The 23,587-nt window shown below is 43.3% G+C and carries 18 protein-coding genes; 9 read left to right on the forward strand and 9 right to left on the reverse strand.

The features are described 5' to 3' along the window. The first annotated feature begins 136 nt into the window (after positions 1-136). A complete protein-coding gene (locus BLR32_RS23050) occupies positions 137-1,384 on the forward strand; it encodes an aminotransferase class I/II-fold pyridoxal phosphate-dependent enzyme (protein WP_089835220.1) in 1,248 nt (415 codons plus the stop codon). 786 nt (positions 1,385-2,170) lie between these two features. On the opposite strand, the gene purL is transcribed toward BLR32_RS23050, so the two are convergent. Then, positions 2,171-4,426 (reverse strand): phosphoribosylformylglycinamidine synthase subunit PurL, encoded by a 2,256-nt coding sequence (gene purL, locus BLR32_RS23055; RefSeq protein WP_089835221.1) that lies wholly within the window; start codon positions 4,424-4,426, stop codon positions 2,171-2,173. Positions 4,427-4,789: 363 nt separating this feature from the next. On the opposite strand from purL, the gene BLR32_RS23060 reads away from it, so the two are divergent. Both BLR32_RS23060 and BLR32_RS23065 read left to right on the forward strand, forming a co-directional pair. After that, a complete protein-coding gene (locus BLR32_RS23060) occupies positions 4,790-6,988 on the forward strand; it encodes a glutamine synthetase III family protein (protein ID WP_089835222.1) in 2,199 nt (732 codons plus the stop codon). Positions 6,989-7,169: 181 nt separating this feature from the next. Continuing rightward, on the forward strand, positions 7,170-7,991 hold the full coding sequence (locus BLR32_RS23065) for a hypothetical protein (protein ID WP_089835223.1): 822 nt from the start codon (positions 7,170-7,172) through the stop codon (positions 7,989-7,991). A gap of 77 nt (positions 7,992-8,068) precedes the next feature. Here the strand turns inward: BLR32_RS23065 and accC are convergent, their stop codons facing one another. The 3 genes from accC to efp all read right to left on the reverse strand — a co-directional run bounded on the left by accC (position 8,069) and on the right by efp (position 10,617). Continuing rightward, the gene (gene accC, locus BLR32_RS23070; protein WP_089835224.1) at positions 8,069-9,406 is read right to left on the reverse strand and encodes an acetyl-CoA carboxylase biotin carboxylase subunit; all 1,338 of its coding nucleotides are present in this window, start codon (positions 9,404-9,406) and stop codon (positions 8,069-8,071) included. A 110-nt stretch (positions 9,407-9,516) separates the two neighbouring features. Further along, positions 9,517-9,996 carry an acetyl-CoA carboxylase biotin carboxyl carrier protein gene (gene accB, locus BLR32_RS23075; protein WP_089835225.1) on the reverse strand — a complete coding sequence of 160 codons (480 nt, stop codon included), beginning with the start codon at positions 9,994-9,996 and terminating at the stop codon, positions 9,517-9,519. 54 nt (positions 9,997-10,050) lie between these two features. Then, on the reverse strand, positions 10,051-10,617 hold the full coding sequence (efp, locus tag BLR32_RS23080) for an elongation factor P (protein WP_089835226.1): 567 nt from the start codon (positions 10,615-10,617) through the stop codon (positions 10,051-10,053). Between the two features lie 364 nt (positions 10,618-10,981). Between efp and BLR32_RS23085 the strand changes: the two genes are divergently transcribed. The 3 genes from BLR32_RS23085 to BLR32_RS23095 all read left to right on the forward strand — a co-directional run bounded on the left by BLR32_RS23085 (position 10,982) and on the right by BLR32_RS23095 (position 13,224). Beyond that, entirely contained in the window at positions 10,982-11,491 is a 510-nt protein-coding gene (locus BLR32_RS23085; RefSeq protein WP_089835227.1) for a peroxiredoxin family protein, read from the forward strand. A 78-nt stretch (positions 11,492-11,569) separates the two neighbouring features. Further along, positions 11,570-12,508 (forward strand): malate dehydrogenase, encoded by a 939-nt coding sequence (gene mdh / locus BLR32_RS23090; RefSeq protein ID WP_089835228.1) that lies wholly within the window; start codon positions 11,570-11,572, stop codon positions 12,506-12,508. 254 nt (positions 12,509-12,762) lie between these two features. Continuing rightward, complete coding sequence (locus BLR32_RS23095) at positions 12,763-13,224, forward strand: MarR family winged helix-turn-helix transcriptional regulator (RefSeq protein WP_089835439.1); 462 nt, start codon at positions 12,763-12,765, stop codon at positions 13,222-13,224. Positions 13,225-13,259: 35 nt separating this feature from the next. Here BLR32_RS23095 and BLR32_RS23100 read toward each other — a convergent pair whose 3' ends face one another. From BLR32_RS23100 to BLR32_RS23110, 3 genes are all read right to left on the reverse strand, one after another. Beyond that, a complete protein-coding gene (locus BLR32_RS23100; protein WP_089835229.1) occupies positions 13,260-14,546 on the reverse strand; it encodes an MFS transporter in 1,287 nt (428 codons plus the stop codon). 14 nt (positions 14,547-14,560) lie between these two features. Next, the gene (locus BLR32_RS23105; RefSeq protein WP_089835230.1) at positions 14,561-15,226 is read right to left on the reverse strand and encodes a DedA family protein; all 666 of its coding nucleotides are present in this window, start codon (positions 15,224-15,226) and stop codon (positions 14,561-14,563) included. A gap of 133 nt (positions 15,227-15,359) precedes the next feature. Next, positions 15,360-16,733 carry a dicarboxylate/amino acid:cation symporter gene (locus BLR32_RS23110; RefSeq protein ID WP_089835231.1) on the reverse strand — a complete coding sequence of 458 codons (1,374 nt, stop codon included), beginning with the start codon at positions 16,731-16,733 and terminating at the stop codon, positions 15,360-15,362. Positions 16,734-16,930: 197 nt separating this feature from the next. Between BLR32_RS23110 and BLR32_RS23115 the strand changes: the two genes are divergently transcribed. Further along, on the forward strand, positions 16,931-18,427 hold the full coding sequence (locus BLR32_RS23115; protein WP_089835232.1) for an amino acid permease: 1,497 nt from the start codon (positions 16,931-16,933) through the stop codon (positions 18,425-18,427). Positions 18,428-18,588: 161 nt separating this feature from the next. After that, positions 18,589-19,299 carry a YebC/PmpR family DNA-binding transcriptional regulator gene (locus BLR32_RS23120; protein ID WP_089835233.1) on the forward strand — a complete coding sequence of 237 codons (711 nt, stop codon included), beginning with the start codon at positions 18,589-18,591 and terminating at the stop codon, positions 19,297-19,299. A gap of 71 nt (positions 19,300-19,370) precedes the next feature. On the opposite strand, the gene BLR32_RS23125 is transcribed toward BLR32_RS23120, so the two are convergent. Next, the gene (locus tag BLR32_RS23125) at positions 19,371-20,081 is read right to left on the reverse strand and encodes a response regulator transcription factor (protein WP_089835234.1); all 711 of its coding nucleotides are present in this window, start codon (positions 20,079-20,081) and stop codon (positions 19,371-19,373) included. Positions 20,082-20,508: 427 nt separating this feature from the next. Beyond that, complete coding sequence (locus BLR32_RS23130) at positions 20,509-22,908, reverse strand: alpha-ketoacid dehydrogenase subunit alpha/beta (protein ID WP_089835235.1); 2,400 nt, start codon at positions 22,906-22,908, stop codon at positions 20,509-20,511. Between the two features lie 208 nt (positions 22,909-23,116). Here BLR32_RS23130 and BLR32_RS23135 point away from each other — a divergent pair, with 208 nt between their 5' ends. Then, positions 23,117-23,509 (forward strand): DUF1573 domain-containing protein, encoded by a 393-nt coding sequence (locus tag BLR32_RS23135; RefSeq protein WP_089835440.1) that lies wholly within the window; start codon positions 23,117-23,119, stop codon positions 23,507-23,509. The last annotated feature ends 78 nt before the right edge of the window (positions 23,510-23,587 follow it).

Genomic DNA, 23,587 nt, shown 5'->3' on the forward strand with positions numbered 1-23,587 from the left:
AAGAACTTACAATTCATGATTTTTAAATACATTATTTATTATTCACATTTTCAAAGGTAACCCAAGTTTACAAAAACTAATATTTTAATACCTTTGTGCGGGTTTTCAATGATCACTCTTAATTATTATTTAACATATGGATATTTTTGAGAAACTGCTTAAGCACATGGGCCCTATAGGCGAACACTCTGACAGAGCCCATGGCTACTTTGCTTTCCCCAAGTTGGAAGGTGAGATTGGTCCCCGTATGAAATTCAGGGGTAATGAGAAAATTGTCTGGAGCCTGAACAATTACCTGGGCCTTGCCAACCATCCTGAGGTACGCGCTACTGATGCGAAAGCAGCAGCGGAGTATGGTCTTGCCGCTCCAATGGGAGCCCGTATGATGAGTGGAAATACCAACTTTCACGAAAAGCTGGAAAAAGAATTATCCGACTTCATGGGTAAGGAAGATACAACCCTTCTGAACTATGGATACCAGGGCATTATGAGTGCGATCGATGCTATCTGCAGCCGTCGTGATGTGATTGTATATGATGCTGAGTGCCATGCAAGTATCATTGATGGTCTGCGCCTGCACCAGGGTCACCGTTATGTTTTCAAACACAACGACATTGAAGACTGCGAAAAACAGCTGAAACGTGCAGAAGAACTGATCAAGGCTAATGGCGGTACCGGCGGTATCCTGGTGATCACTGAAGGCGTGTTTGGTATGGCTGGCGATCAGGGTAAACTGAAAGAAATTGCTGCTCTGAAAGAGAAATATGAATTCCGTTTCATGGTAGATGATGCACACGGATTTGGTACCATGGGTAAAACCGGTGCTGGTACCGGTGAAGAACAGGGCGTTCAGGATAAGATCGACCTGCTGTTCAATACCTTCGCAAAATCAGGTGCTTCTATCGGCGCTTTCATGAGCGGTGATAAAGCTATCATCAACTACCTGCGTTATAATATGCGTTCTCAGATCTTCGCAAAGTCAATTCCATTACCGTTGGTAATCGGACATCTGAAACGCGTTGAACTGATGCGCAAAAACACAGATCTGAAGAACAAACTGTGGGAGAATGTGAACAAACTGCAGAAAGGACTTCGTGACCGTGGTTTCAATATCGGCAGAACCAATTCACCTGTAACGCCGATCTACCTGCAGGGAGATATTCCTGAAGCAACAGCTATGTGTCTGGACCTGCGTGAGAACTACAATATCTTCTGTTCTATCGTGGTATATCCTGTTATCCCTAAAGGACAGATCATCTACCGTCTGATCCCGACAGCAGCCCATACCGACGAAGATATTGAGCTGACACTGAAAGCATTCAGCGAAACAAAAGAGAAACTGGATAAGAAAGTATATGAAGTAGCTGAAATACCGATGGTATAACAGGCACACGTATCTTTAGCGTATAAGAAGAAGCCCGGATCATGTGGTCCGGGCTTTCTTTTTTACCTGAAACATGAATGAGAGACAGCAACAATATTGAATAAGAGGCGGTTAGCTAAAAGCTAGCAAAAAAATTACGGGAATGCCTATACTAACTGGCATAACTTTTGCGTTTGAATTGGAACTGAGACAAAAAAAACCCCTCGTTTATACGAGGGGCTTCACAACAAATCGTTCTTTCTCACTAGGTGTAAGTTTTCACTTAGCTTTCATTAGGACATGGCAGAACAATTGGTCTTCATAGAATTAGGAATCATAAGATTCCTGGGATAAATAAACTAGGTTTCATAGGTCTGGAGCCATTCGGTTCCAGGGATAATAATTGTTCTGATTTCTGGCTTTCATAGGACCGGAATTCTTTTAATTCCGGGGATAAATAATTGGCATTGGCTTTCATAGAACAGGAATCAATTTGATTCCATGGGATAAATATTATTGGACTTGGCCCTTGTTATCAGGCCCGGTGTATTCGCATTTCTCTTCATCAAAAGTAGTTTAAGCCGGGTGATATAAATTCACACGAAGATGGGATTTTGTTAATGAGTTGTTAAAAGGAATTAACAATACAATAAACAGTCCTAACTATTCAAACCCTTTACTGGCGGGGATTACCCAATTTGTGGATTCTTATAAGTGTATGACGAACAACTATAAAATGACAAGAGGTGCAACATAACACCCATGTGGGATATACGTTGCACCTCTTACTTTTTTAAGTATCGCTATTTACTGTAAATGAGACTCTATAGCTACGTCATAAGGTTGTTTCCAGCTTGCAACTGTACCCCAATCCTCATCATCAACCACTATATTTTCGCCTTTCACTACGCCGATCTTTTCAACCTTCACAGAATGTTCGGTTGCATCGATCACACTATGTAAAATAGCGTCAAATTTCTCCTTATTTTCAGGACTGATGGTTACTACCGCACGGCTCTGGCTCTCACCAAACAGGAAGGCATCCTTACGGAAATTATGATTAGTGTGGATTTCGAAGCCTAATCCGGAAGCCATTGCGCTTTCCAGCAGGGAGATAAAGAGACCACCTTCACTTACGTCGTGCGCTGACTGTATGATACCTGCTTTATTCAGCTTAGCGATAGTGTGATGGAGACGCTGCTCTTCTTCCAGGTGGAAGTGAGGCGCCGGGCTATGCTCAATGCCGATCAGTTTGTGCAGGTATTCGGAGCTGCTGATATCGTTACGGCTGCGGCCCAACATGTAAACCAGGTCGCCTTCTTTCTTAAAGTTGAGGGTGATACGCTCAGACATATCATCCAGTATACCCAGCATGCCAATAGTCGGGGTAGGATATACCGGACCGTCAGGTGACTGGTTATAGAAACTCACGTTACCACCGGTAACGGGTGTATTGAATTTACGGCAGGCTTCACCCATTCCCTTGATCGCATGTACGAACTGATAGTATACTTCAGGATCATAAGGATTACCGAAGTTCAGACAGTTGGTAATAGCAACAGGCTCGCCACCGCTACATACTATATTACGTGCTGCTTCTGCTACAGCGATCTGGCCACCTACATGCGGATCTGCATATACGTAACGGCTGTTACAGTCTGTGGTCACCGCAAGGGCCTTTTTAGTACCTTTTACAGTAACAATAGATGCATCGCTTGGCGCATTGGTGCTGGCATTGGCAGTACCTACCATGCTGTCGTACTGGTTATAGATCCAGCGTTTAGAGGCGATGTTAGGCAGTTTTACCAGTCTTTCTGCAGCAAAACGCGGATGCAGGGTATCGGGTATTTTGTGAATATCGAAAGCTTTGATCTTCTCGAAGTAAGTTGGTTCTGTATAAGCGCGGTGATATTGAGGAGCGCCTCCACCCAGCACCAGGCTTTCAGCAGGAACATCAGCTTCCAGGTGACCGTTCAGATAGAACTTCAGTTGTTTATCAGTGGTTACTTCACCGATTTGTACGCAGTGCAGGTCCCATTTCTCAAATATTCTCAGCACTTCTGCTTCCTTGCCTTTGTGCACTACGATCAGCATTCTTTCCTGGCTTTCGCTGAGCAGCATTTCCCAGGCTTTCATATTGTCCTGACGGGTAGGTACTTTATCCAGGTAGATAATCATACCGTGTTCACCTTTTGCACTCATTTCTGCGGTAGAGCAGGTGATACCGGCAGCCCCCATATCCTGCATACCTACCAGGGCGCCTGTCGGAATGATTTCCAGACATGCTTCCAGCAGTTTCTTTTCCTGAAAAGGATCTCCTACCTGAACGGAAGGCAGATCTTCCACGCTGTCTTCAGTAAGGTTGGCGCTTGCGAAAGAGGCTCCACCGATACCATCTTTACCGGTAGCGGAACCTACTATGAAAACAGGGTTACCGGCGCCATAGGAAGTAGCAGACACTGTCTGGCCCACTTTCACGACACCGACACTCATTGCGTTCACCAATGGGTTAGTACCGTAACAATCTTCGAAGTATGCTTCACCACCCACGGTAGGCACACCGAAACAGTTACCGTAATGACCGATACCATGAACGATACCCTTAATAAGATGTTGTGTTTTTTTATCGTTGATATTCCCAAAACGCAGAGAGTTCAGCGCTGCGATAGGACGCGCACCCATAGTGAAAATATCACGGTGGATCCCTCCTACCCCTGTAGCCGCACCCTGGAAGGGTTCAATAGCAGAAGGGTGGTTGTGTGATTCTATCTTGAACACACAGGCGTAACCATCGCCGATGTCAACCAGACCGGCATTTTCTTCACCAGCCTTTACCAGCAGGCGCTCACCTTCGCGGGGCAGTGATTTCAACCAGACAATTGAGTTCTTGTAACTGCAATGCTCACTCCACATTACAGAGTACATACTTAATTCTGTGAAATTAGGCGTGCGGCCCAGGATGCCCTTTATGCGCTCAAATTCGTCTGCTGTAAGACCAAGCTGCTCGGCAGTTTCAACAGAAGTTTGGGAAAACTTATCTGTAGTTTCTACGTTAGTTTGCATGTAACTGGATGTATAAGTACGATAGATAAAAAAAGAAGATGCAAACCTACAGGTTTTTCCTGCAATTGACAAAGGATATTGGCAATTACAGGTCGTTGCAGGTAAAACAATTTACGGCTACTTGTGCACTCATATTATAATTATTATCCTTTCTATAACCGGGCCAGTGTAATATCTAAGCAGTTTTAACGAATTATATTTTTTTAAATATATCAGTTTAAACAGGATTGACTGTTCATTTTTTATTGAAAAATTAAAAAATTTAAGCTTTTTATCTACTAAATGTAATTTTTTAGTTAAAACCAACTTAATTCTTGCTTATGTTACCACAACACTGTTCTTTTGTGTAAAATTATTTACAGCATGCAATCGTTACGCTTCACCGCACTGGAAAACCTTTCTGGTGTTGATTTAAAAATCAAGCCCGAACAACTTAACGGTACCAAGATCACCGAAGTGTTCGGCAGCAATGTATTCGCAGGAAAAGTAGTACGCGAGAATCTGAGTGATGAGGCTTATAAGAGCTTAATGAACTCCATCAAATCTGGCACTAAGATCGACCGTAAAATGTCCGAGCAGATCGCTTCTGGTCTGAAACAATGGGCAATGAAAAAAGGCGTTACCCACTATACCCACTGGTTCCAGCCTTTAACCGGCACTACAGCTGAAAAACATGATTCTTTCTTTACACTGAAAGGCGATGGCTCTGCCCTCGAAACCTTTGACGGCGATGCGCTGGTACAGCAGGAGCCTGATGCTTCCAGCTTCCCTAACGGTGGTCTGCGCGCTACTTTCGAAGCTCGTGGTTATACTGCATGGGACCCATCTTCTCCTCCTTTTATCCTGGAGCAGGGTCACGGTAAAACACTTTGCATTCCTACTATATTTGTTGCTTACACCGGTGAATCACTGGACTACAAAGCTCCGCTGCTGAAAGCTCTTTCTGCAATGGATAAAGCTGCAGTAGACGTATGTAACTATTTCGATAAAAATGTAACCAAAGTTACAGCTACTCTGGGATGGGAACAGGAATACTTCCTGGTAGACGAAAGTCTGGCTAACGCCCGTCCTGACCTGGTAATGTGTGGTCGTACCGTAGTTGGTCACGCTCCATCCAAAGGTCAGCAGCTGGAAGACCACTACTTCGGTTCAATCCCTGAGCGTGCATACGCTTTCATGCGCGATTTCGAAGAAGAGTCTTACAAACTGGGTATTCCTTTAAGAACCCGTCACAACGAGGTGGCTCCTTCTCAGTTCGAGTGCGCTCCTATCTTTGAAGAAGTAAACATCGCAGTTGACCACAACTCCCTGCTGATGGACGTAATGACCAAAGTGGCAAAACGTCATAAGCTGAGAGTATTACTGCATGAGAAACCATTTGCAGGTATCAATGGTTCAGGTAAACACAACAACTGGAGCATGGCTACAGATACCGGTGTGAACCTGCTGGCTCCGGGTAAAACTCCGAAGACCAACCTGATGTTCCTGACTTTCTTCGTTAACACGATCAAAGCTGTTCACGACTACGCAGACCTGCTGAGAGCTTCTATCGCATCTCCAAGCAATGACTTCCGTCTGGGTGCCAACGAAGCGCCTCCGGCTATCATCTCTGTTTTCTCTGGTAAATACCTGTATGATGTACTGCAGGAAGTTAAGAACCGTGTGAACAACAAGTTCGATGAGCAGGACGAAGCCATTCTGAAACTGGATCTGCACCGTCATATTCCTGAGCTGCTGCTGGATAATACCGACCGTAACCGTACCTCACCTTTTGCCTTCACCGGTAATAAATTTGAGTTCCGTGCCGTTGGTTCTTCTGCAAACTGCGCTTCCGCTATGACTGTATTGAATACTATCGTAGCTAAAACACTGGCTACCTTCAAGGTAGAAGTTGACGCCCTGATCGAAAAAGGCGAGAAAAAAGAGATTGCGATTATGCAAACTCTTCGGAAATATATTGTAGATTCGGAAAAAGTTTTGTTTGAAGGTGACGGTTATAGTGAAGAATGGGAAAAAGAGGCTGAAAAGAGAGGTCTTGCTAACGTAAAAACCACTCCTAAGGCGCTGGATGCATACGTTACCGAAAAAGCAACTAAACTGTTCACTGAGGTAGGTATTTACAACGAGAAAGAATTACATGCCCGTCATGAAATCCTGCTCGAAGACTACGTGAAGAAAGTTCAGATCGAAGCCCGTGTAATCGGAGATCTGGCTACAAACACGATCCTTCCTTCAGCCATTAACTATCTGAACAGTCTGATTACCAACATTAATGGTCTGAAAGGCATAGGTCTTGGTGATGGCGCCGTTAAAGCGCAGACCCAGATCGCTGCAAAAATAGCTGAACATATTAACGTCATCAGTGAGAATGTACAGGCTATGATTGAAGCGCGTAAAGTAGCTAATAAAGTTACTGACAGCCGCCAGAAAGCTATAGATTATTGTGATAAAATTAAGCCGTACTTTGATGTTATCCGTTACCATGCGGATAAGCTGGAGTTCCTTGTAGATGACAAACAATGGGCACTGCCTAAGTACAGAGAGCTGCTTTTCTTGCGATAAAACCGTAAGATTGTTTTGGTGTATGATTAGCCCCGGGTATTTACCCGGGGCTTTGTGCTTTTATAAGTATTGCTTATATTCAATGTACTCTTAACCCAATACCCCTCCTATTCTGTATTAAGCAGTCTGCGATCTCTCTTTTTTTAAAGACACGATTTATTTACCCCTAAAATGCCACTTCATGCACTTAAATCTCAATCCTATTCATGCGTTAACAGCTGCTGCTGTTACCCTCCTGCTTTCAGCCTGCGGCAAACACGACATTAAGCCCGATTGCGGGGCCCCGTTATGCCAGATACAAAAACTGGAAGGCTATGATGATGTTCTTCAACAAACACACACGAATACAATTGAATATAACGCGGCGGGAAACCCAATACTGCGCCTACGCTCAAACGTAGCAACCGGTAATGAAAATGAAAGTTACCGGTATGATACTAAAAACAGGCTCACAGACCAGATTACCCATTATAACACAAGCGAAATATACGGCGATCTGTTCTGGGAGTGGCACAGGTTTAAATATGATAGCCAGAACCGGATTTATATGGATAGTGTCTACAACATAGGACTCATCGGAAACAATCCTCTTCCTCATCCTGTAGGTGTCGGATTCATAACTATCACCCATTTCGAATATGACTATAAAGGCCGTATCATTAAAGAAACTGCGAATTTTGATGACGGCCGGCCCTGGTACGTTAAAGTTTATATTTATGACTCACAGCAGAACCTCGTGAAAAAAGTCACTGTTAATCCTTCTTCAGGGAACGCCGATACAACTTACATCGGGTCTCATGACAACAAGGTAAACTATCTCCGTACTAATAAAGTATGGCAATTCCTCAACAGGGACTATAGCGAAAATAATCCCATGGCAGCCGTCACTTACAATAAATACGGTCTTCCGCTGAAATTCAGACCCGATAGCAAAACAGGCAGACATACTTACTTTTTGGATGTAGTATTTTCTGACCTGGACATTACTTATAAATGCAAATAGAGGCTTGACGGACTGCTTAAAACAGAAAAGCCGGCCTGTCTGAGACAGGCCGGCTTTCTTTATATCGCACTGATAGATTAAACCAGTTTGAATGTTTCTGTGAATTTGGTCGTAAAGTTCCCCTTACGGAAGTTCTCATCGCGCATCAGCTGCTGATGGAAAGGAATCGTAGTTTTCACACCTTCGATTACAAACTCGCTCAGTGCACGTTCCATGGTATTGATCGCTTCTTCACGTGTCTGCGCAATGGTGATCAGTTTAGCCACCATAGAGTCATAATACGGAGGAATAACGTAACCAGCATAGATGTGGGAATCCACACGTACACCGTGACCACCCGGAATGTGCAGAGTAGTGATCTTACCTGGAGACGGACGGAAATCATTGTAAGGATCTTCCGCGTTGATACGGCATTCGATTACGTGCATTTCCGGAGTATAGTTCTTACCGGAAATAGGAATACCGGCAGCGATCTTGATCTGTTCCTTGATCAGGTCAAAATTGATCACCTCTTCAGTAACACCATGTTCTACCTGGATACGGGTGTTCATTTCCATGAAGTAGAAGTTACGGTGTTTGTCTACCAGGAACTCAATGGTACCTACGCTTTCGTAATTGATAGCGGAAGCAGCTTTGATAGCGGCTTCACCCATCTTCTCACGGAGCTCAGGAGTCATGAACGGAGAAGGAGATTCTTCCACCAGTTTCTGGTGACGACGCTGAATAGAGCAATCACGCTCACTCAGGTGGCACACTTTACCATATTGGTCACCAGCTACCTGGATTTCAATGTGACGGGGCTCTTCCACGAATTTCTCCATGTAGATACCATCATTATTGAAAGCAGCGCGGGCCTCATTTTTAGCCATGTTGTAGGCATTCTCCAGTTCCTCGTCTTTCCACACTACACGCATCCCTTTACCACCACCACCAGCGGTAGCTTTCAGGATAATCGGAAGGCCCATTTGTTTCGCCAGTTTCTTAGCTTCATCAAGGCTCTGCAGAAGACCGTCAGAACCTGGAATAACCGGTACACCGGCAGCGATCATGGTTTCTTTTGCGGTCATCTTATCACCCATTTTACGGATCATTTCCGGAGTGGGCCCGATGAATTTAATACCGTGTTCGCCGCAGATCTCTGCAAAACGTGCATTCTCTGCCAGGAAGCCATAACCAGGGTGAATAGCGTCAGCATTAGTGATCTCTGCTGCAGCCATCAGGTGAGGTATATTTAAATAGGATTCGCTGCTCTGTGGTTTACCTATACATACGGCTTCATCTGCGAACTTCACATGCAGGCTGTCTTTATCTGCAGTAGAATAAACAGCTACCGTTTTGATGCCCATTTCTTTACAGGTGCGAATAATACGCAAGGCTATCTCTCCACGGTTGGCAATCAATATTTTCTTAAACATGTTTTTTCAATAGGTTAAAGAAAAGAGTAATAAACCTAAAAGGTTGGAAAACTATGAGGCAGGCAAGCATCCTTTCCTACTCATAATATTCCAACCTTTTAAATAAAGAATTATGGTTCTACCAAAAACAAAGGCTGATCGTATTCCACTGGGGAAGCGTCGTCTACCAACACTTTTACGATTTTACCGCTTACTTCACTTTCGATCTCATTGAAGAGTTTCATCGCTTCAATGATACAAACTACTTTACCAGGAGCTACCTCATCGCCTACATTCACAAAAGAAGGCTTGTCAGGACCAGGGCTGCGGTAGAAGGTACCGATCATCGGAGATTTGATGGTTACCAGGTTGTCTGCTTTAGCTTCAGCTGGTTTAGCTTCCGCCGTAGGTGCTGCCTGTGGAGCCTGAGCTACTGGAGCCGCCTGAGGTGCTGGTTGATACACAGGAGCTACTGCTGGAACAGTATACACCGGTGGTTCGTTATCTTTTTGCTTTATTGTAATCTTAAACTTGTCCTGCTCTATGCTCAGTTCACTGATGTTGGACTTATTGACCATCTTGACCAGCTCCTGAATCTGTTTAAAATCCATGTAGACAGTTTTTGGTTTAGAAATGCTTGTAAGTAGATAATATATGGACTAAAACTAATCTTTTACTCTTTCGATGTACTCACCGGTTTTGGCGTTTACCCTGATCACATCACCCTCATTCACAAACAGGGGAACGTTCACAGTGGCACCGGTTTCAACGGTGGCAGGTTTCAATGTACGGGTTGCGGTATCGCCTTTCAGACCTGGTTCGGAGTAAGTAACTTTCATCACGATCTTGTCAGGCAACTCAACGCTCATAGGTTGTTCTGTCTCTGTATTGATGGAAACAGCTACTTCCTGGCCTTCTTTCAGGAACTGAGGAGCATCGATCATTGACTCAGGTAGTGCGATCTGCTCAAAGGTCTCATTATCCATGAAATTGTATCCACTGTCATCCTGATATAAAAACTGGTAGGTTTTCTTTTCAACACGCACAGGGTATATAGTGTCGCCGGAGTTCCAGGTATGTTCAATAGACCTGCTATTGTCAACACCTTTCAGTTTAGCCCATACTTTAGCAGCAGCACGGGCCGTTTTGTTCTGACCAAACTCTACAACAGAATATAAGCTGTTCTCCAGCTTAATAATCAATCCTGTTCTGATATCTGCAGTGGTAGCCATAAAAGGATACTTAATTTTAGTTTAAAAATACATTAGGACTGCAAAAGTAATTCATTCTGGCAAAATCCCTCATGGAACTGATTGCTTCCTAATTTGTTTTAGTGTTATATAGAGACCCTATTCTTATCTATTATTTTTTTTAGGAATGCAAACATAGTGTAAGGAAGGGTAATCTAGTAATTTTTTTATAAAAAAATGGCAAGTATGTCTATACTTACCTTCCAACGCCCCGGAATAGTCCTTTTTTAAGTAAAAAAACCGTTCAAAATAAAGGTTTGAATACTCTTTGCTGAGATTTATAGACTATTACAAAATTCGATACCTTTAATACCGTACAAAAATCAAGCGTTCAAAATTCAGACTTATGAGACGTTATCTGCTCCTTTTATGTTGTTGCTGCCTGCCATTTATTTTACAAGCTCAAACCAGGACAGTGTCTGTGCCGAAGGATCAGCCTCCTTATCTTCAGTATCCGATAGTGCCATCATTCCCCCTTACTTTGCCTGACGGGCATATTATTACCAAAAATGACCTGAAAAAGAACGTCAAGACAATTGTCTTTGTTTTTAGCGTAGATTGCGATCACTGTAAACACCTGACGGAAGAGGTGCTGAAAAACATCAATAAATTTAAAAAGACACAGATCCTTATGGTCACACCTTTTCAACCGGAACAGATGAAGGTGTACTATAATAATTATAACATCAAAAACTACCCCAATATTATAATGGCCAGTGAGCCGACTCGCCAGATCATGTATTTCTATAACCTTCATTATTTCCCCGGGCTGTTCATTTATGACAAAAAGCAGCAGTTCGTGAAAGGCTTTGAGGGCACTGTGAAACTGGAACAGCTGCAGGAATATCTGAATTAGCAATGCGGGCCTGTTTCAGTGGCTAATGGTTACATTTGTTTATCCTCGTATTCTTCACCTTAAAATTTTATACAAACGATGAAAGTTACTGTCGTAGGAGCTGGTAATGTAGGTGCAACCTGTGCTAATGTACTGGCCCACAGAGATTTTTTGCAGGAGATTGTGCTATTGGATATTAAAGAAGGCACTGCAGAAGGAAAGGCGTTGGATAGCTGGCAGCAGGCCCCGATTGATTATTATAGCACCAGAATAACGGGTGTCACGAATGACTATCTCAAAACCGCTGATAGTGATGTAGTTGTCATCACTTCAGGATTACCCCGCAAACCTGGCATGAGCAGGGATGACCTTATCTCAACCAATGCCAATATCGTAAAATCGGTTACTGAAAACATCGTTAAGCATTCGCCTGACGCTATTATTATAGTAGTAAGTAATCCGCTGGACGTTATGACTTATTGCGCTTATCTGACTGCTCAGAAGGATAGCAGTAAGGTATTCGGCATGGCGGGCATCCTTGATACCGCCCGTTACCGCGCATTCCTTGCTGAGGAAATCGGTTGTTCCCCAAAAGACATCCAGGCCATCCTGATGGGCGGGCATGGAGATACCATGGTGCCGTTACCGCGTTATACAACCGTATCAGGCATTCCTGTTACAGAACTCATTGCTCCGGATAAACTGGAAGCTATTATACAACGCACCAAAGTAGGAGGCGGCGAAATCGTGAACCTGCTGGGTACCTCCGCCTGGTATGCACCAGGAGCTGCTGCTGCTCAAATGGTGGAAGCAATCCTGAAGGATGAAAAAAGGATATTCCCATGCTGCGCATGGCTGACCGGTGAATATGGATTGAAAGACATATACCTGGGCGTTCCTGTCATCCTGGGTAAAAATGGTATCGAAAAGATCCTGGAATTGCAACTTGATGATAGTGAGAAGGCTTTACTCACTACTTCTGCCTCCCACGTTAAAGAAGTTATGGACGTATTGGACAATATGAAAGTAATTGCATAATATATTGATCCTAATATAAAAGGCTGACTAATAGCCAAAAATGATCCGGCTATCAGTCAGCCTTTATTATGTCATTCAAGGAATGTTATCTCCCCTTCCCTCCCCTCTCCTCTTACTATTCCCAGGAATAAATCCTTTCCGTCTCTGAAAAGATTTGTTACATTCGTTTCAACGGTTATTATACAAAACGTGATGTTTTGTTTGCTAAATGGATGATTGATATTCGTATTTTTAACCCGACTACATTCTCACTTATGTCAAACATAGAAAAACTGATCTCGCAGAAAACATTTACCAGCGAGTATAATAAAGGGTTAATAGGTCTCATTTTCGTAGGCAACTGGATAGTGTCACGTCACCAACAATTCTTCAAGAAGTTTGACATCACGATGCAGCAGTATAACATATTGAGAATATTGCGTGGCCAACATCCTAAAGCTGCTAATATCAATACTTTGAAAGAGAGAATGCTGGATAAAATGAGCGATGTTTCGCGACTGGTTGAGCGTTTACGCAAAGCCGGATTAGTGGAGCGAAAGAGCAGTGAAGTCGATCGCAGAGCCGTGGATGTGCAGATCACAGAGAAAGGGCTGGCCCTACTTAAAGTAATGGATGTAGATCTTCCGGATCTTGAAGATTCCCTGAAATTATCATTGACGGAAGAGGAAGCATCACAGCTAAATATGCTCCTTGATAAGATATTGACACGCTATTAGGCTGAAAAAGCTTCCGGCCAACTGAGTGCAAGTACTCAATCAGCGGAAAGTTTTTTTACGTCTTCTGCTTCTGTATTTGTATACTTTAGATCTTCTACGTAATTAAGGTCTTTTCCAAAAGTTTCTTCTACCGTATAGGACGCTATTAACGCAGTCACGATACAAACCGCTGCTACAATAGCGCCACTCTGGAGATAAGTGAAATAGTGTTGTGCGAAAGCAAATAACATGGTGATCAGTGGTAGCATACCGCGTGCAAAGTTGGGCACTGTAATGGCAACTGTAGCCCTGAGGTTGGTACCAAAACTTTCTGCCGCAATGGTAACGAAGATAGCCCAGAAGCCTACACTAAAACCAAGTATAAAACAGACAGTGTGGAAAAGCCACTTTTCCGCACCATGAAGATTAAGGTAGAAAAAGACACAGACTGCAGTTAACCCAAGGAAGATCATCATCACTTTCCGCCGGCTTTTCAGCATCTGGCTGAGCACACCGCTGCAAAAATCGCCTAACACCAATCCTGCATAACAAAATGCCACTGCATCCCCTGGATTAATTGGAGACTTTACCCCCATTTCAACAGCAAATTTATTGGAGAATGCCACCAGTATTCCTACTACAAACCAGGTAGGGGCACCCAACAATACACATTTCAGATACCGGAAAAAGCGCTCCCTGTTATTAAACAAGGCCAGGAACTCTCCCCTCCCCACAGTGTTTTTTTCAGCGGTTTGGTTGAACATATGTGACTCCATTACACTGATACGGAGTAACAGCAATAGCAGTCCTAATCCACCTCCGATAAAATAGCAGTAACGCCAGTCAGGAACCATCTTGGCAATAAGATTTGCAGCAATGGCACCCGAAACGCCTACGGTGGCTACTATCATAGTGCCGTAGCCTCTCTTTTCCTTCGGTAATATTTCAGCTACCAGTGTAATACCGGCACCTAGTTCTCCAGCAAGCCCCAGCCCTGCGACAAAGCGCCAGAATAAATAGCCGTTCGTGCTGGTCACAAAACCATTTGCAATATTAGCGATTGAGTAAAGTAATATAGAACCAAACAAGACCCTGAGACGGCCTTTCTTATCTCCGATAATGCCCCAGAAGATACCTCCCACGAGTAATCCGATCATCTGTACATTTATCAGCCACATACCCACACCTGAATCAATCTCAGTCTGAGGTACTCCCAGGTCTCTCAGACTGGGCACTCTCAGGATCGTAAATAACAACAGATCGTAGATATCAACGAAATATCCCAGTGAAGCTACTATCACTGCGACATTAAAAATGGATGTTGAACGATTACCGGAATTCATAACAGGAACCTGTTTTATTCATTCACATCAGTATGGGTAGGATGCGGATGTTTTGTTTTTCCAAAAACTAGTTTAATAATAACAGGTAATGTAGTAATAATTATTAATATAATTACAATAAGCTCCAGATGTTCTTTCAGTGAAGGGAAGAATTTATCCAGGTAATGACCTGCCAGCATCATTGAGAATACCCAGCAGAAGGAGCTGATAATATTAAAGAACATAAATTTCTTCCTGTCCATTTGCACAATACCGGCCACAATAGGAGCAAAAGTCCGGATGATGGGCAGGAAACGGGCCAGAAAGATAGCTCCGCCGCCATGTTTCTCATAGAATTCCTTCGCCTGGTAAAGGTGTTTCTGCTTAAAGAAGAAAGTGTCTTTTCTCTTAAAAAGTAATGGTCCCGATTTACGACCAAACCAGAATCCGACAAAATTACCCAATACTCCAGCGATGGCAATCATCACCATAATGACGAAGAAGGGAACATTGAAAAAGCTTGCACTCAATAAACCACCATATATACCAGCTACGAAAAGCAGGGAATCGCCAGGTAGAAAAAAACCAACAAAAAGCCCTGTTTCAGCAAAAATGATCAATAATAACAAATACAAACCACCATGATCAATGATCCATTCCGGGTTAATAAGATGCTTAAATAACTCTATAAACTGGTCCATATATATTTTAATAATCTCAAAATCAGATACTAATATAAGCGCTTACACTGCCTCCAGCCAGCATTGAACATTTTGCTCAATACCATACCCAACAGACTATGGGCAAAATAAGCATAAAACTGTTATTGATTTGTTATACTTCCTTTAACTGGGAGGCTGGTATTTCTTCCAGGGAATTTTCCCATTTGGATACCACTGCGGTTGCCATTGCATTACCAATCACGTTCGTAGCAGAGCGGCCCATATCCAGTAAATGGTCCACCCCCAGCAACAATAATAACCCGGCATCAGGGATATGGAACATAGAAAGTGTACCGGCGATCACTACAAGGGAAGCTCTGGGCACCCCGGCTATACCTTTGCTGGTGATCATTAATACAAGTAACATAGAGATCTGCTGTTCGATACCGAGATGCATATTGTAAGCCTGGGCAATGAACAGGCTGGCAAAGGTCATATACATCATTGAGCCATCCAGGTTAAAGGAATAACCTAAAGGCAGTACGAAACTTACAATACGGTTATCGCAACCGAATTTCTCCAACTCTTCCATTGTACGGGGATAGGCAGCTTCACTGCTGGCGGTACTGAATGCCAGCAATAATGGATCTTTTATCAATCCAAGTAATGTAAACACCCGTTTTCCGAGTATCAGAAATCCAATCAAAGCCAATACTATCCACAAAGTGGTGAGACCCAGATAAAATTGTCCGATGAATTTGCCATAGGTCAGCAAAATACCCAGCCCTTTCTGAGCGATGATTGCCGCCATAGCAGCGAATACAGCAAGGGGAGCAAAATTCATTACATAGCCTGTCACTTTCAACATGATATGGGCCACGCTATCCATGAATTTTACGACGATAGTTCCAAACTCACCTACCGCTGCAGTAGCTACACCGAAGAAAAGTGAAAATACAACGATCTGCAAGATCTCATTATGTGCCATTGCGTTGACTACACTGTCCGGAAACACATGCTGGAAGAAGCCTTTTAGTGTCATGCTGGCGGCAGCTACTCCACTGCTGGCATGAGAATCGGGCAAAGGCAGGTTCAGGGAATGACCTGGCTGCAGGATATTAACCAATAGCAATCCCAGGAAAAGGGAAACGAAAGTAGCGGAGATAAACCATAACATGGTCTTACCACCAATACGACCCACCGCTTTTATGTCGCCCAGTTTTGCCACTCCTACCACTAGTGTAGAAAATACAAGGGGAGCGATGATCATCTTTACCAGCCGCAGAAATATATCGGTCAGAATGGAAATGTTGTCAGCAAATTTCTGGATAGAGGCTTCTCCGGTAGTACTTTTCCCAGCAGAGAGGCCTATAATATGTCCGGCGGTCTTGCCCGCGGAACCGTTATCAGCGGTGACCAGCTGTCCGGCATTTCCGCCACCATAGGTATAGACATCGGTGTAACAAACGTTCACTATATATCCTGTCAGTATTCCCAATACCATGGCTATGAAAATAAATAGTGTAAGCCGGTTGGATCTCTTCATGCAAAGCCTTTTAATTACAATTAATATTTGTGCTAAACGCTAAAATTCCTCAAAAATAAGGTTAGTACTGTAAAGTTGTGACTTCGTTTATAAAATAAAAGCTCCGGGTTTGCTTTTTGATATTTATATTTGGCGATCTGTAACAAAACGAAACAACAACTAAACCACTTAAACGTCAACCACAATATCTCATTAGTATGGGCAAACTTTTTGTAAAAAAGCCTCTCTCCCTGTTATTAGCTGAAGCATCCGAATCTGAAAAAGGCCTTAAGCGTACATTAGGGGCAGGATCTCTTATAGCTTTGGGAATAGGCGCTATCATTGGTGCGGGGCTTTTTGTCAGAACAGCTGCTGCTGCCGGACAACACGCCGGTCCTGCTGTTACGATCTCTTTCATTATTGCTGCTATTGGTTGTGCTTTAGCTGGTCTTTGCTACGCTGAGTTTGCCTCAATGATCCCTATCGCCGGTAGTGCTTATACCTACTCTTACGCAACAATGGGTGAATTCATCGCATGGATTATCGGATGGGATCTCGTGCTGGAATATGCACTTGGCGCCGCTACAGTAGCCATCGGTTGGTCCCAATACCTGAACAAACTCATTGAAAAGGTCTTCGGGGCAGCATATGTCATACCGTATCAGTGGTCCCACAGCCCGTTTGAGACATCTGATGCAGGCGTGCACGGTATCATGAACTTACCTGCAGTCTTCATATTGTTGCTGCTCACTTTATTACTGATCCGTGGTATCGAAGGCTCTGCTATTGTTAACAACATCATCGTTATTACGAAAGTATCCATCGTGATCCTGCTGATCCTCCTGGGCTGGCAGTTTATCAATCCTGCTAACCATACACCGTTCACGATTCCTGCTGATGCTGGTTCTGTAACGATGCACAATGGTAAAGTGATCAACTACAGCGACTTCTGGTATCATGGTATACCTGGGGTGTTACGAGGTGCCGGAGTGGTATTTTTCGCGTTTATCGGTTTTGATGCGGTATCAACAGCTGCACAGGAAACAAAAAATCCGAAGAAAAATATGCCGGTAGGAATCCTTGTGTCACTGGCTATCTGTACCCTGCTGTACATTCTATTCTCTTATGTACTGACAGGTATTGCTCCATACAAAGACTTCCTGAGACAAGGTGGTGAGGCTTCTGTAGCTTATGCAATTGATACTTACATGCACGGATATGGCTGGTTGTCAACGTTCGTAACTGTTGCTATCCTCGCGGGTTTCTCCTCTGTGATCCTCGTGATGTTGTTAGGTCAGACAAGGGTGTTCTACTCCATGTCAAACGATGGTCTCGTTCCAAAAGTATTCTCTAACCTTCATCCGAAATTCCGCACTCCATACAGATCACAGGCGCTGTTCTTTGTATTTGTATCTATCTTCGCGGCCTTCATTCCGGATAGCGTGGTAGGTGATATGACCAGTATTGGTACCTTGTTCGCCTTCGTATTGGTTTGTCTGGGTGTGATTGTAATGAGAAAGACCAATCCGGATTTACAGCGTGCTTTCAAAACACCTTGGGTACCGTTTGTTCCAATCCTGGGTTCTATATTCTGCCTGACAATGATTGTAAGCCTGGGTATTGAAAACTGGGCACGACTGATTGTTTGGCTGCTGATTGGCTTTGGTATTTACTTTGGCTATAGTGTTAAGAACAGTAAAGCCAGAAAATTGTAATCAGGTTATTTCACTATAAAGATCTCAAGGCCGGAATTCATGCTGCGTTGGTAGTCTGAATTTCCGGCCTTGCTGAGTTAAAGCGGCCGGAGTAAGTCATTTTTACTATAAAAGTGACTATTTTTGCGTCTCGATTTTCTAAATAATTAATTATACCCAATATGGGAAGAATATTTGAAGTAAGAAAGGCCACCATGTTTGCCAGATGGGACAGGATGGCCAAACAATTTACCAGGATAGGAAAGGAAATAGCGATCGCTGTGAAACAGGGAGGTCCTGATCCGGATAATAACCCCGCTCTTCGCAGATGTTTTGCCAACGCCAAAGGTGTGAACATGCCTAAAGACCGTGTAGAAGCGGCCATTAAGCGGGCAATGGGTAAGGATAAGACTGATTATGAAGAAGTTGTATATGAAGGATATGCTCCACACGGAGTTGCAGTAATGGTGGAAACAGCAACAGACAATCCTACCCGTACAGTAGCTAATGTGCGCATGCACTTCAACAAAGAGGGTGGTAGTTTGGGCAATAGCGGTTCCGTAGGCTTCCTGTTTAACCGCACAGGTGTTTTCAAGATCAAGAATGAAGGACAGAACCTGGAGGAGTTGGAACTGGAACTGATCGATGCCGGCCTGGAAGAGATTGGAGAAGACAGCGAAGGTAATATTATACTGCATACGCCATTTACCGAGTTCGGTAACATGTCAAAAGCACTGGAAGAGAGAAATATTGTTCCTATCAGTGCGGAGTTGCAGCGTATTCCTGCAACCACCGTTGAGTTGAACGAAGAGCAGGCGAAGGAAGTGTTGACACTGATCGACCGCCTGGAGCAGGATGACGACGTACAGCAGGTATTCCATAATCTGCGTTAATACCAATTAATAGATAAAAGAAATGGCCTTGTCTCCGACAAGGCCATTTCTTTTATCTATTAATTGGTATATCAAAGTACACGGCTTACTTCGCTTTCTATCACAAGACGTAAACCTTTGCCATGAATAGTTTCAAGTTTAATTGTATTATCAAGTTTGAAGTGCTTGCGTATACGTGTGAGATAAACATCCATACTACGACCGGTAAAGAAATCATCATTCCCCCAAACGCTGAGTAAAATGCCTTCTCTTTTCAACCTCTTGTTAGGGTTGTCGCAAAGGAACTTCAGCAATTCAGCTTCTTTTGGCGGCAGGTTAATAGTCTGACAGGTTGGAGGATGATAGATCTTGAATTCACTATAGTTGAAGATCAGGGATCCAAGTTTAAAAACAATTTGTTTATCATTTTGCAAGAGACGGCTCCTTTTCATAAAAACGTCCATGCGGCAGAGCAATTCTTCCATATTGAATGGCTTTACCAGATAGTCATCACCGCCACATTCAAAGCCATTAAGCTTATCCTGCTCCATATATCGCGAAGTAGTAAAAATGATAGGAATATTATCATTTCTGTCCCTGATCTCTCTTGCCAGTGTGAACCCATCCATACCCGGCATTACGACGTCGAGCAGACAGATATCAAATGGTCTTTCCTGGAAGGTATTCCAGCCCTCCTCCCCATCTGAACAATGCACAACCAGGTATCCCGCCTTCTCCAGGTGGCTCTTGATAACTTTGGCAAAAAAATGATCATCTTCTACTAACAGAACTCCTGCTTTCATAAACGGATTTGGGTTGATGGTTAATTAGAAGTCATTCCTGACAAGCCCTAACAAAATGACGAATTATTAACTATTAACGTGGACTAAATGTTTATCCAATTTAGTTTTATTCTTTTAAATTTTGGCTGCACAACACCTATTATCTTCATTCATTTCGTTCATTCCTGACCAAACGAAAAATAAGCATGTCTAATATATTAATTATCATCTACAATAGAAAATAACATTTGGTTAATGTTATTCTCCGCGGCTAAAAACGATCATGTATTAAATAATTATTCAATTATAATTTAATTGATTTATCATGAAAGTATTTCATAATATTTGTATACTGCATTAACATCTTCTTAAACCTACAACCTACACTGAAATGAAAAAACGCAAGGCCGGGAAGCCTTGCGTTTCACTTTTTATTATAATCAGTAAACTATTCTTCTACCATTTCCATTACTATCCTGATCACATCTTCCACATTAGGCTTGGAGAAATAATCACCATCTGAACCATATGCCGGGCGATGCGCCTGTGCACTTAAGGTTCTCGGTGCTACATCCAGCCATTTATATCCGCCCTGCAACTCCATTACCTGCTGGAACATAAAGGCGGTACCGCCACCGGGCACATCTTCGTCAACGAACAGTATCCGGTTAGTTTTCTTTAATGACTCCACTATCTTATGACTTGTGTCAAAAGGTAATAGTGTCTGAATATCAATTAGCTCACAGGAAACACCCAGTTTTTCCAATGTATGCATGGCTTCTTCAATCACACGCAGCGTAGATCCGTAAGAAACAATCGTTATATCAGTACCCTCGTGTATTGTTTCCGGCACACCCAGAGGTACAGTGAAGCTGCCCAGGTTCTGCGGTAATCTCTCTTTAAGCCTGTAACCGTTGAGAGATTCAATCATCAGTGCAGGCTCATTTGCTGACAGTAAGGTATTATACATACCTGCGGCCTGTACCATATTACGCGGTACGCAAACATTCATGCCCCTTAAAGATCCGAGGATCATACTCATTGGAGAACCAGAATGCCAGATACCTTCCAGGCGATGACCTCTCGTACGCACAATGATCGGGCAATACTGGATACCTTTTGTCCGGTACTGCAGGCAGGCCACATCGTCACTGAGTGGTTGCAGACCATATATCAGATAATCGAGGTATTGTATTTCGGCGATCGGACGAAGTCCCCTGAGCGCCATACCGATACCCTGCCCCATAATAGTCAACTCGCGTATACCTGTATCAAAGATCCGCTGCGCGCCATGCTTCTGCTGCAAGCCGGCAAATCCCTGGTTTACGTCTCCTATTTTACCCACATCTTCACCAAATGCGAATACCTTAGGATTATTTTCTATCAGCTGGTCAAAGTATTTATTTAATACTTCATATCCATTTACAGTGGCTGAATCTTCACTATATACTGCAGGCACTATTGGCACATTCGATACAGCGTTTACTCCTTCTGCATACAGCAGAGAGTTATAATTTTCCCTCTCCTGGCTGAGCAGGCCTTCATAAAACCTTTTCAGCGCATCCAATGCAGGCGCTTTTACTTTCTTATGATAAACCAATATAGTAGAGGCGGTTCTGAGCACATCCCGTCTCAGTGGTTCGCGGTTTACCTGCAACTCATGCAGCAGATTATTTACCATTGCAGCATCTACCTCTGGCAAAGCAGCTACTGCCTGACCAAGTGTTATCAACTGCTGTATCTGTTGACGGATAGGCGTGATATATTTCTCCCATGCATTTTTACGTGCATCCTGTGCTACTGTTTTGGCCTCAGCTTCTATAGATAGCAGCGTGGCTTCGTCTGCCAGTGCATTTTCCAGGATCCACTGCCGCATCTGGTAATTACAGTCGAATTCCTTCTCCCATGCCAGGCGTTCTTTATTCTTATATCGCTCATGAGATCCACTGGTAGAATGCCCCTGTGGCTGGGTCATTTCCTCAACATGGAACAATGCTGGTATATGCGTCTCCCGTATCTTTCTGATGCCGGTTTCAAACACTTCACACATCATGGCATAATCCCATCCCTTCACATTATATATATCAAAACCGTTTGAGTCTTCCGTTTTACGGAAACCTTCAAGGGCGGCACTGATGGAGTTTTTAGTGGTCTGATATTCCTTCGGAACTGAGATACCATAACCATCATCCCATACGAATACTGCTAAGGGCACCTGTAATACTCCGGCAGCATTCATTGTTTCCCAAAAATGACCTTCAGACGTAGAAGCGTCTCCTATAGTAGCAAAACAAACCTCATTACCGTTATTAGATAGCTTTGTGAATTCCTTTAACACTTCCACATCCCGGAAAAGCTTGGATGCGAAAGCCAGTCCCAGTGCACGCGGCATCTGCGCAGCAGTGGGAGACATATCGGTAGCGGTATTCTTAATTTGCGTAAGATCCAGCCAGTTACCATCCTTCCCTAGGTTTGGCGTCGCGAAGTGGGAATTCATCTGGCGTCCACCTGAAAATGGCTCATTGGCCAGATCAGGATCGGCATACATCTGCGAAAAGAATTGTTCTGGTGTGGCAATACCACTGGCAAAAGCAAAGGTCTGATCCCGGTAGTAACCTGAGCGAAAGTCTCCAGGCTTGAAATACTTGGCCATGGCGATCTGAGCCACCTCTTTTCCATCTCCGAAAATACCAAACTTGGCCTTGCCTGTAAGCACTTCCTTACGGGCCAGCAGACTAACTTCCCTGCTTTCGCAAGCCAGGCGGTAATCATCCAGTACTTCCTTCCGAAATTCATCGAATGACAACCGGCTTTCCGTATTCATAGTCAGTTCATTGTTTTCTATCATGCCTCTTGGTTAAAGTACAAAAGTAAGGTTAATTATAGTTAATTATACAGTTGCAAAACGTTTGAAAATGTAACGCATAAAATAATTTGATTTTTTTTAATAAGATTTTAATAAATTCTTTGGTGACACATCGTTTTTGGCTGTAAATTTGTTACTAAGTTAAACGATGATCTATTTTTTAACCAATCGTTTTAAAACCACATTATACATGAAAAAATTTATCTTATCCCTATTTGCGAGCATGCTGTTAACCACTGCTCTCTGGGCGCAAACACAGACCGGTAATCCTGTTGATGCAAAAGTGAAATTCAAACAGGAAACTATTGATTTTGGTAAAACTAAACTGAACAAACCAGTATCAGTTGATTTCGAATTTACCAATACTACAAAAGAACCTGTTTTGATTGAAACAGCACGTGCGAGCTGTGGTTGTACAACCCCTAGCTGGACTAAAGAACCAATCCTGCCAGGCAAGAAAGGCAAAGTTACCGCCAATTATTCCGCCAACAGCGTAGGTCAGCAGAACAAAACTGTTTGGGTAAGGTTAAAAGGTGTTGATCAGGACAAAGAACTGCATCTGACTGGTACTGTTGAGAACTAATTACTACAGATACTAACCGTCATAAAAAAGCCTTACAGTTCTAGCTGTAAGGCTTTTTTGTTGCCGACCTGCTGATTC

Source organism: Chitinophaga filiformis, assembly GCF_900102545.1.
GTDB lineage: Bacteria > Bacteroidota > Bacteroidia > Chitinophagales > Chitinophagaceae > Chitinophaga > Chitinophaga filiformis.

Excerpts from the sequence above, each read along its gene's own strand:
- BLR32_RS23095 (WP_089835439.1), top strand. The coding sequence starts at position 12,763 with ATGTCAAACATAGAAAAACTGATCTCGCAGAAAACATTTACCAGCGAG.
- BLR32_RS23100 (WP_089835229.1), bottom strand. The coding sequence starts at position 14,546 with ATGAATTCCGGTAATCGTTCAACATCCATTTTTAATGTCGCAGTGATA.
- BLR32_RS23085 (WP_089835227.1), top strand. The coding sequence starts at position 10,982 with ATGAGACGTTATCTGCTCCTTTTATGTTGTTGCTGCCTGCCATTTATT.
- accC (WP_089835224.1), bottom strand. The coding sequence starts at position 9,406 with ATGTTTAAGAAAATATTGATTGCCAACCGTGGAGAGATAGCCTTGCGT.
- BLR32_RS23130 (WP_089835235.1), bottom strand. The coding sequence starts at position 22,908 with ATGATAGAAAACAATGAACTGACTATGAATACGGAAAGCCGGTTGTCA.
- BLR32_RS23125 (WP_089835234.1), bottom strand. The coding sequence starts at position 20,081 with ATGAAAGCAGGAGTTCTGTTAGTAGAAGATGATCATTTTTTTGCCAAA.
- BLR32_RS23065 (WP_089835223.1), top strand. The coding sequence starts at position 7,170 with ATGCACTTAAATCTCAATCCTATTCATGCGTTAACAGCTGCTGCTGTT.
- efp (WP_089835226.1), bottom strand. The coding sequence starts at position 10,617 with ATGGCTACCACTGCAGATATCAGAACAGGATTGATTATTAAGCTGGAG.
- BLR32_RS23115 (WP_089835232.1), top strand. The coding sequence starts at position 16,931 with ATGGGCAAACTTTTTGTAAAAAAGCCTCTCTCCCTGTTATTAGCTGAA.
- BLR32_RS23060 (WP_089835222.1), top strand. The coding sequence starts at position 4,790 with ATGCAATCGTTACGCTTCACCGCACTGGAAAACCTTTCTGGTGTTGAT.
- BLR32_RS23050 (WP_089835220.1), top strand. The coding sequence starts at position 137 with ATGGATATTTTTGAGAAACTGCTTAAGCACATGGGCCCTATAGGCGAA.
- BLR32_RS23105 (WP_089835230.1), bottom strand. The coding sequence starts at position 15,226 with ATGGACCAGTTTATAGAGTTATTTAAGCATCTTATTAACCCGGAATGG.
- purL (WP_089835221.1), bottom strand. The coding sequence starts at position 4,426 with ATGCAAACTAACGTAGAAACTACAGATAAGTTTTCCCAAACTTCTGTT.
- mdh (WP_089835228.1), top strand. The coding sequence starts at position 11,570 with ATGAAAGTTACTGTCGTAGGAGCTGGTAATGTAGGTGCAACCTGTGCT.
- BLR32_RS23120 (WP_089835233.1), top strand. The coding sequence starts at position 18,589 with ATGGGAAGAATATTTGAAGTAAGAAAGGCCACCATGTTTGCCAGATGG.
- BLR32_RS23110 (WP_089835231.1), bottom strand. The coding sequence starts at position 16,733 with ATGAAGAGATCCAACCGGCTTACACTATTTATTTTCATAGCCATGGTA.
- BLR32_RS23135 (WP_089835440.1), top strand. The coding sequence starts at position 23,117 with ATGAAAAAATTTATCTTATCCCTATTTGCGAGCATGCTGTTAACCACT.
- accB (WP_089835225.1), bottom strand. The coding sequence starts at position 9,996 with ATGGATTTTAAACAGATTCAGGAGCTGGTCAAGATGGTCAATAAGTCC.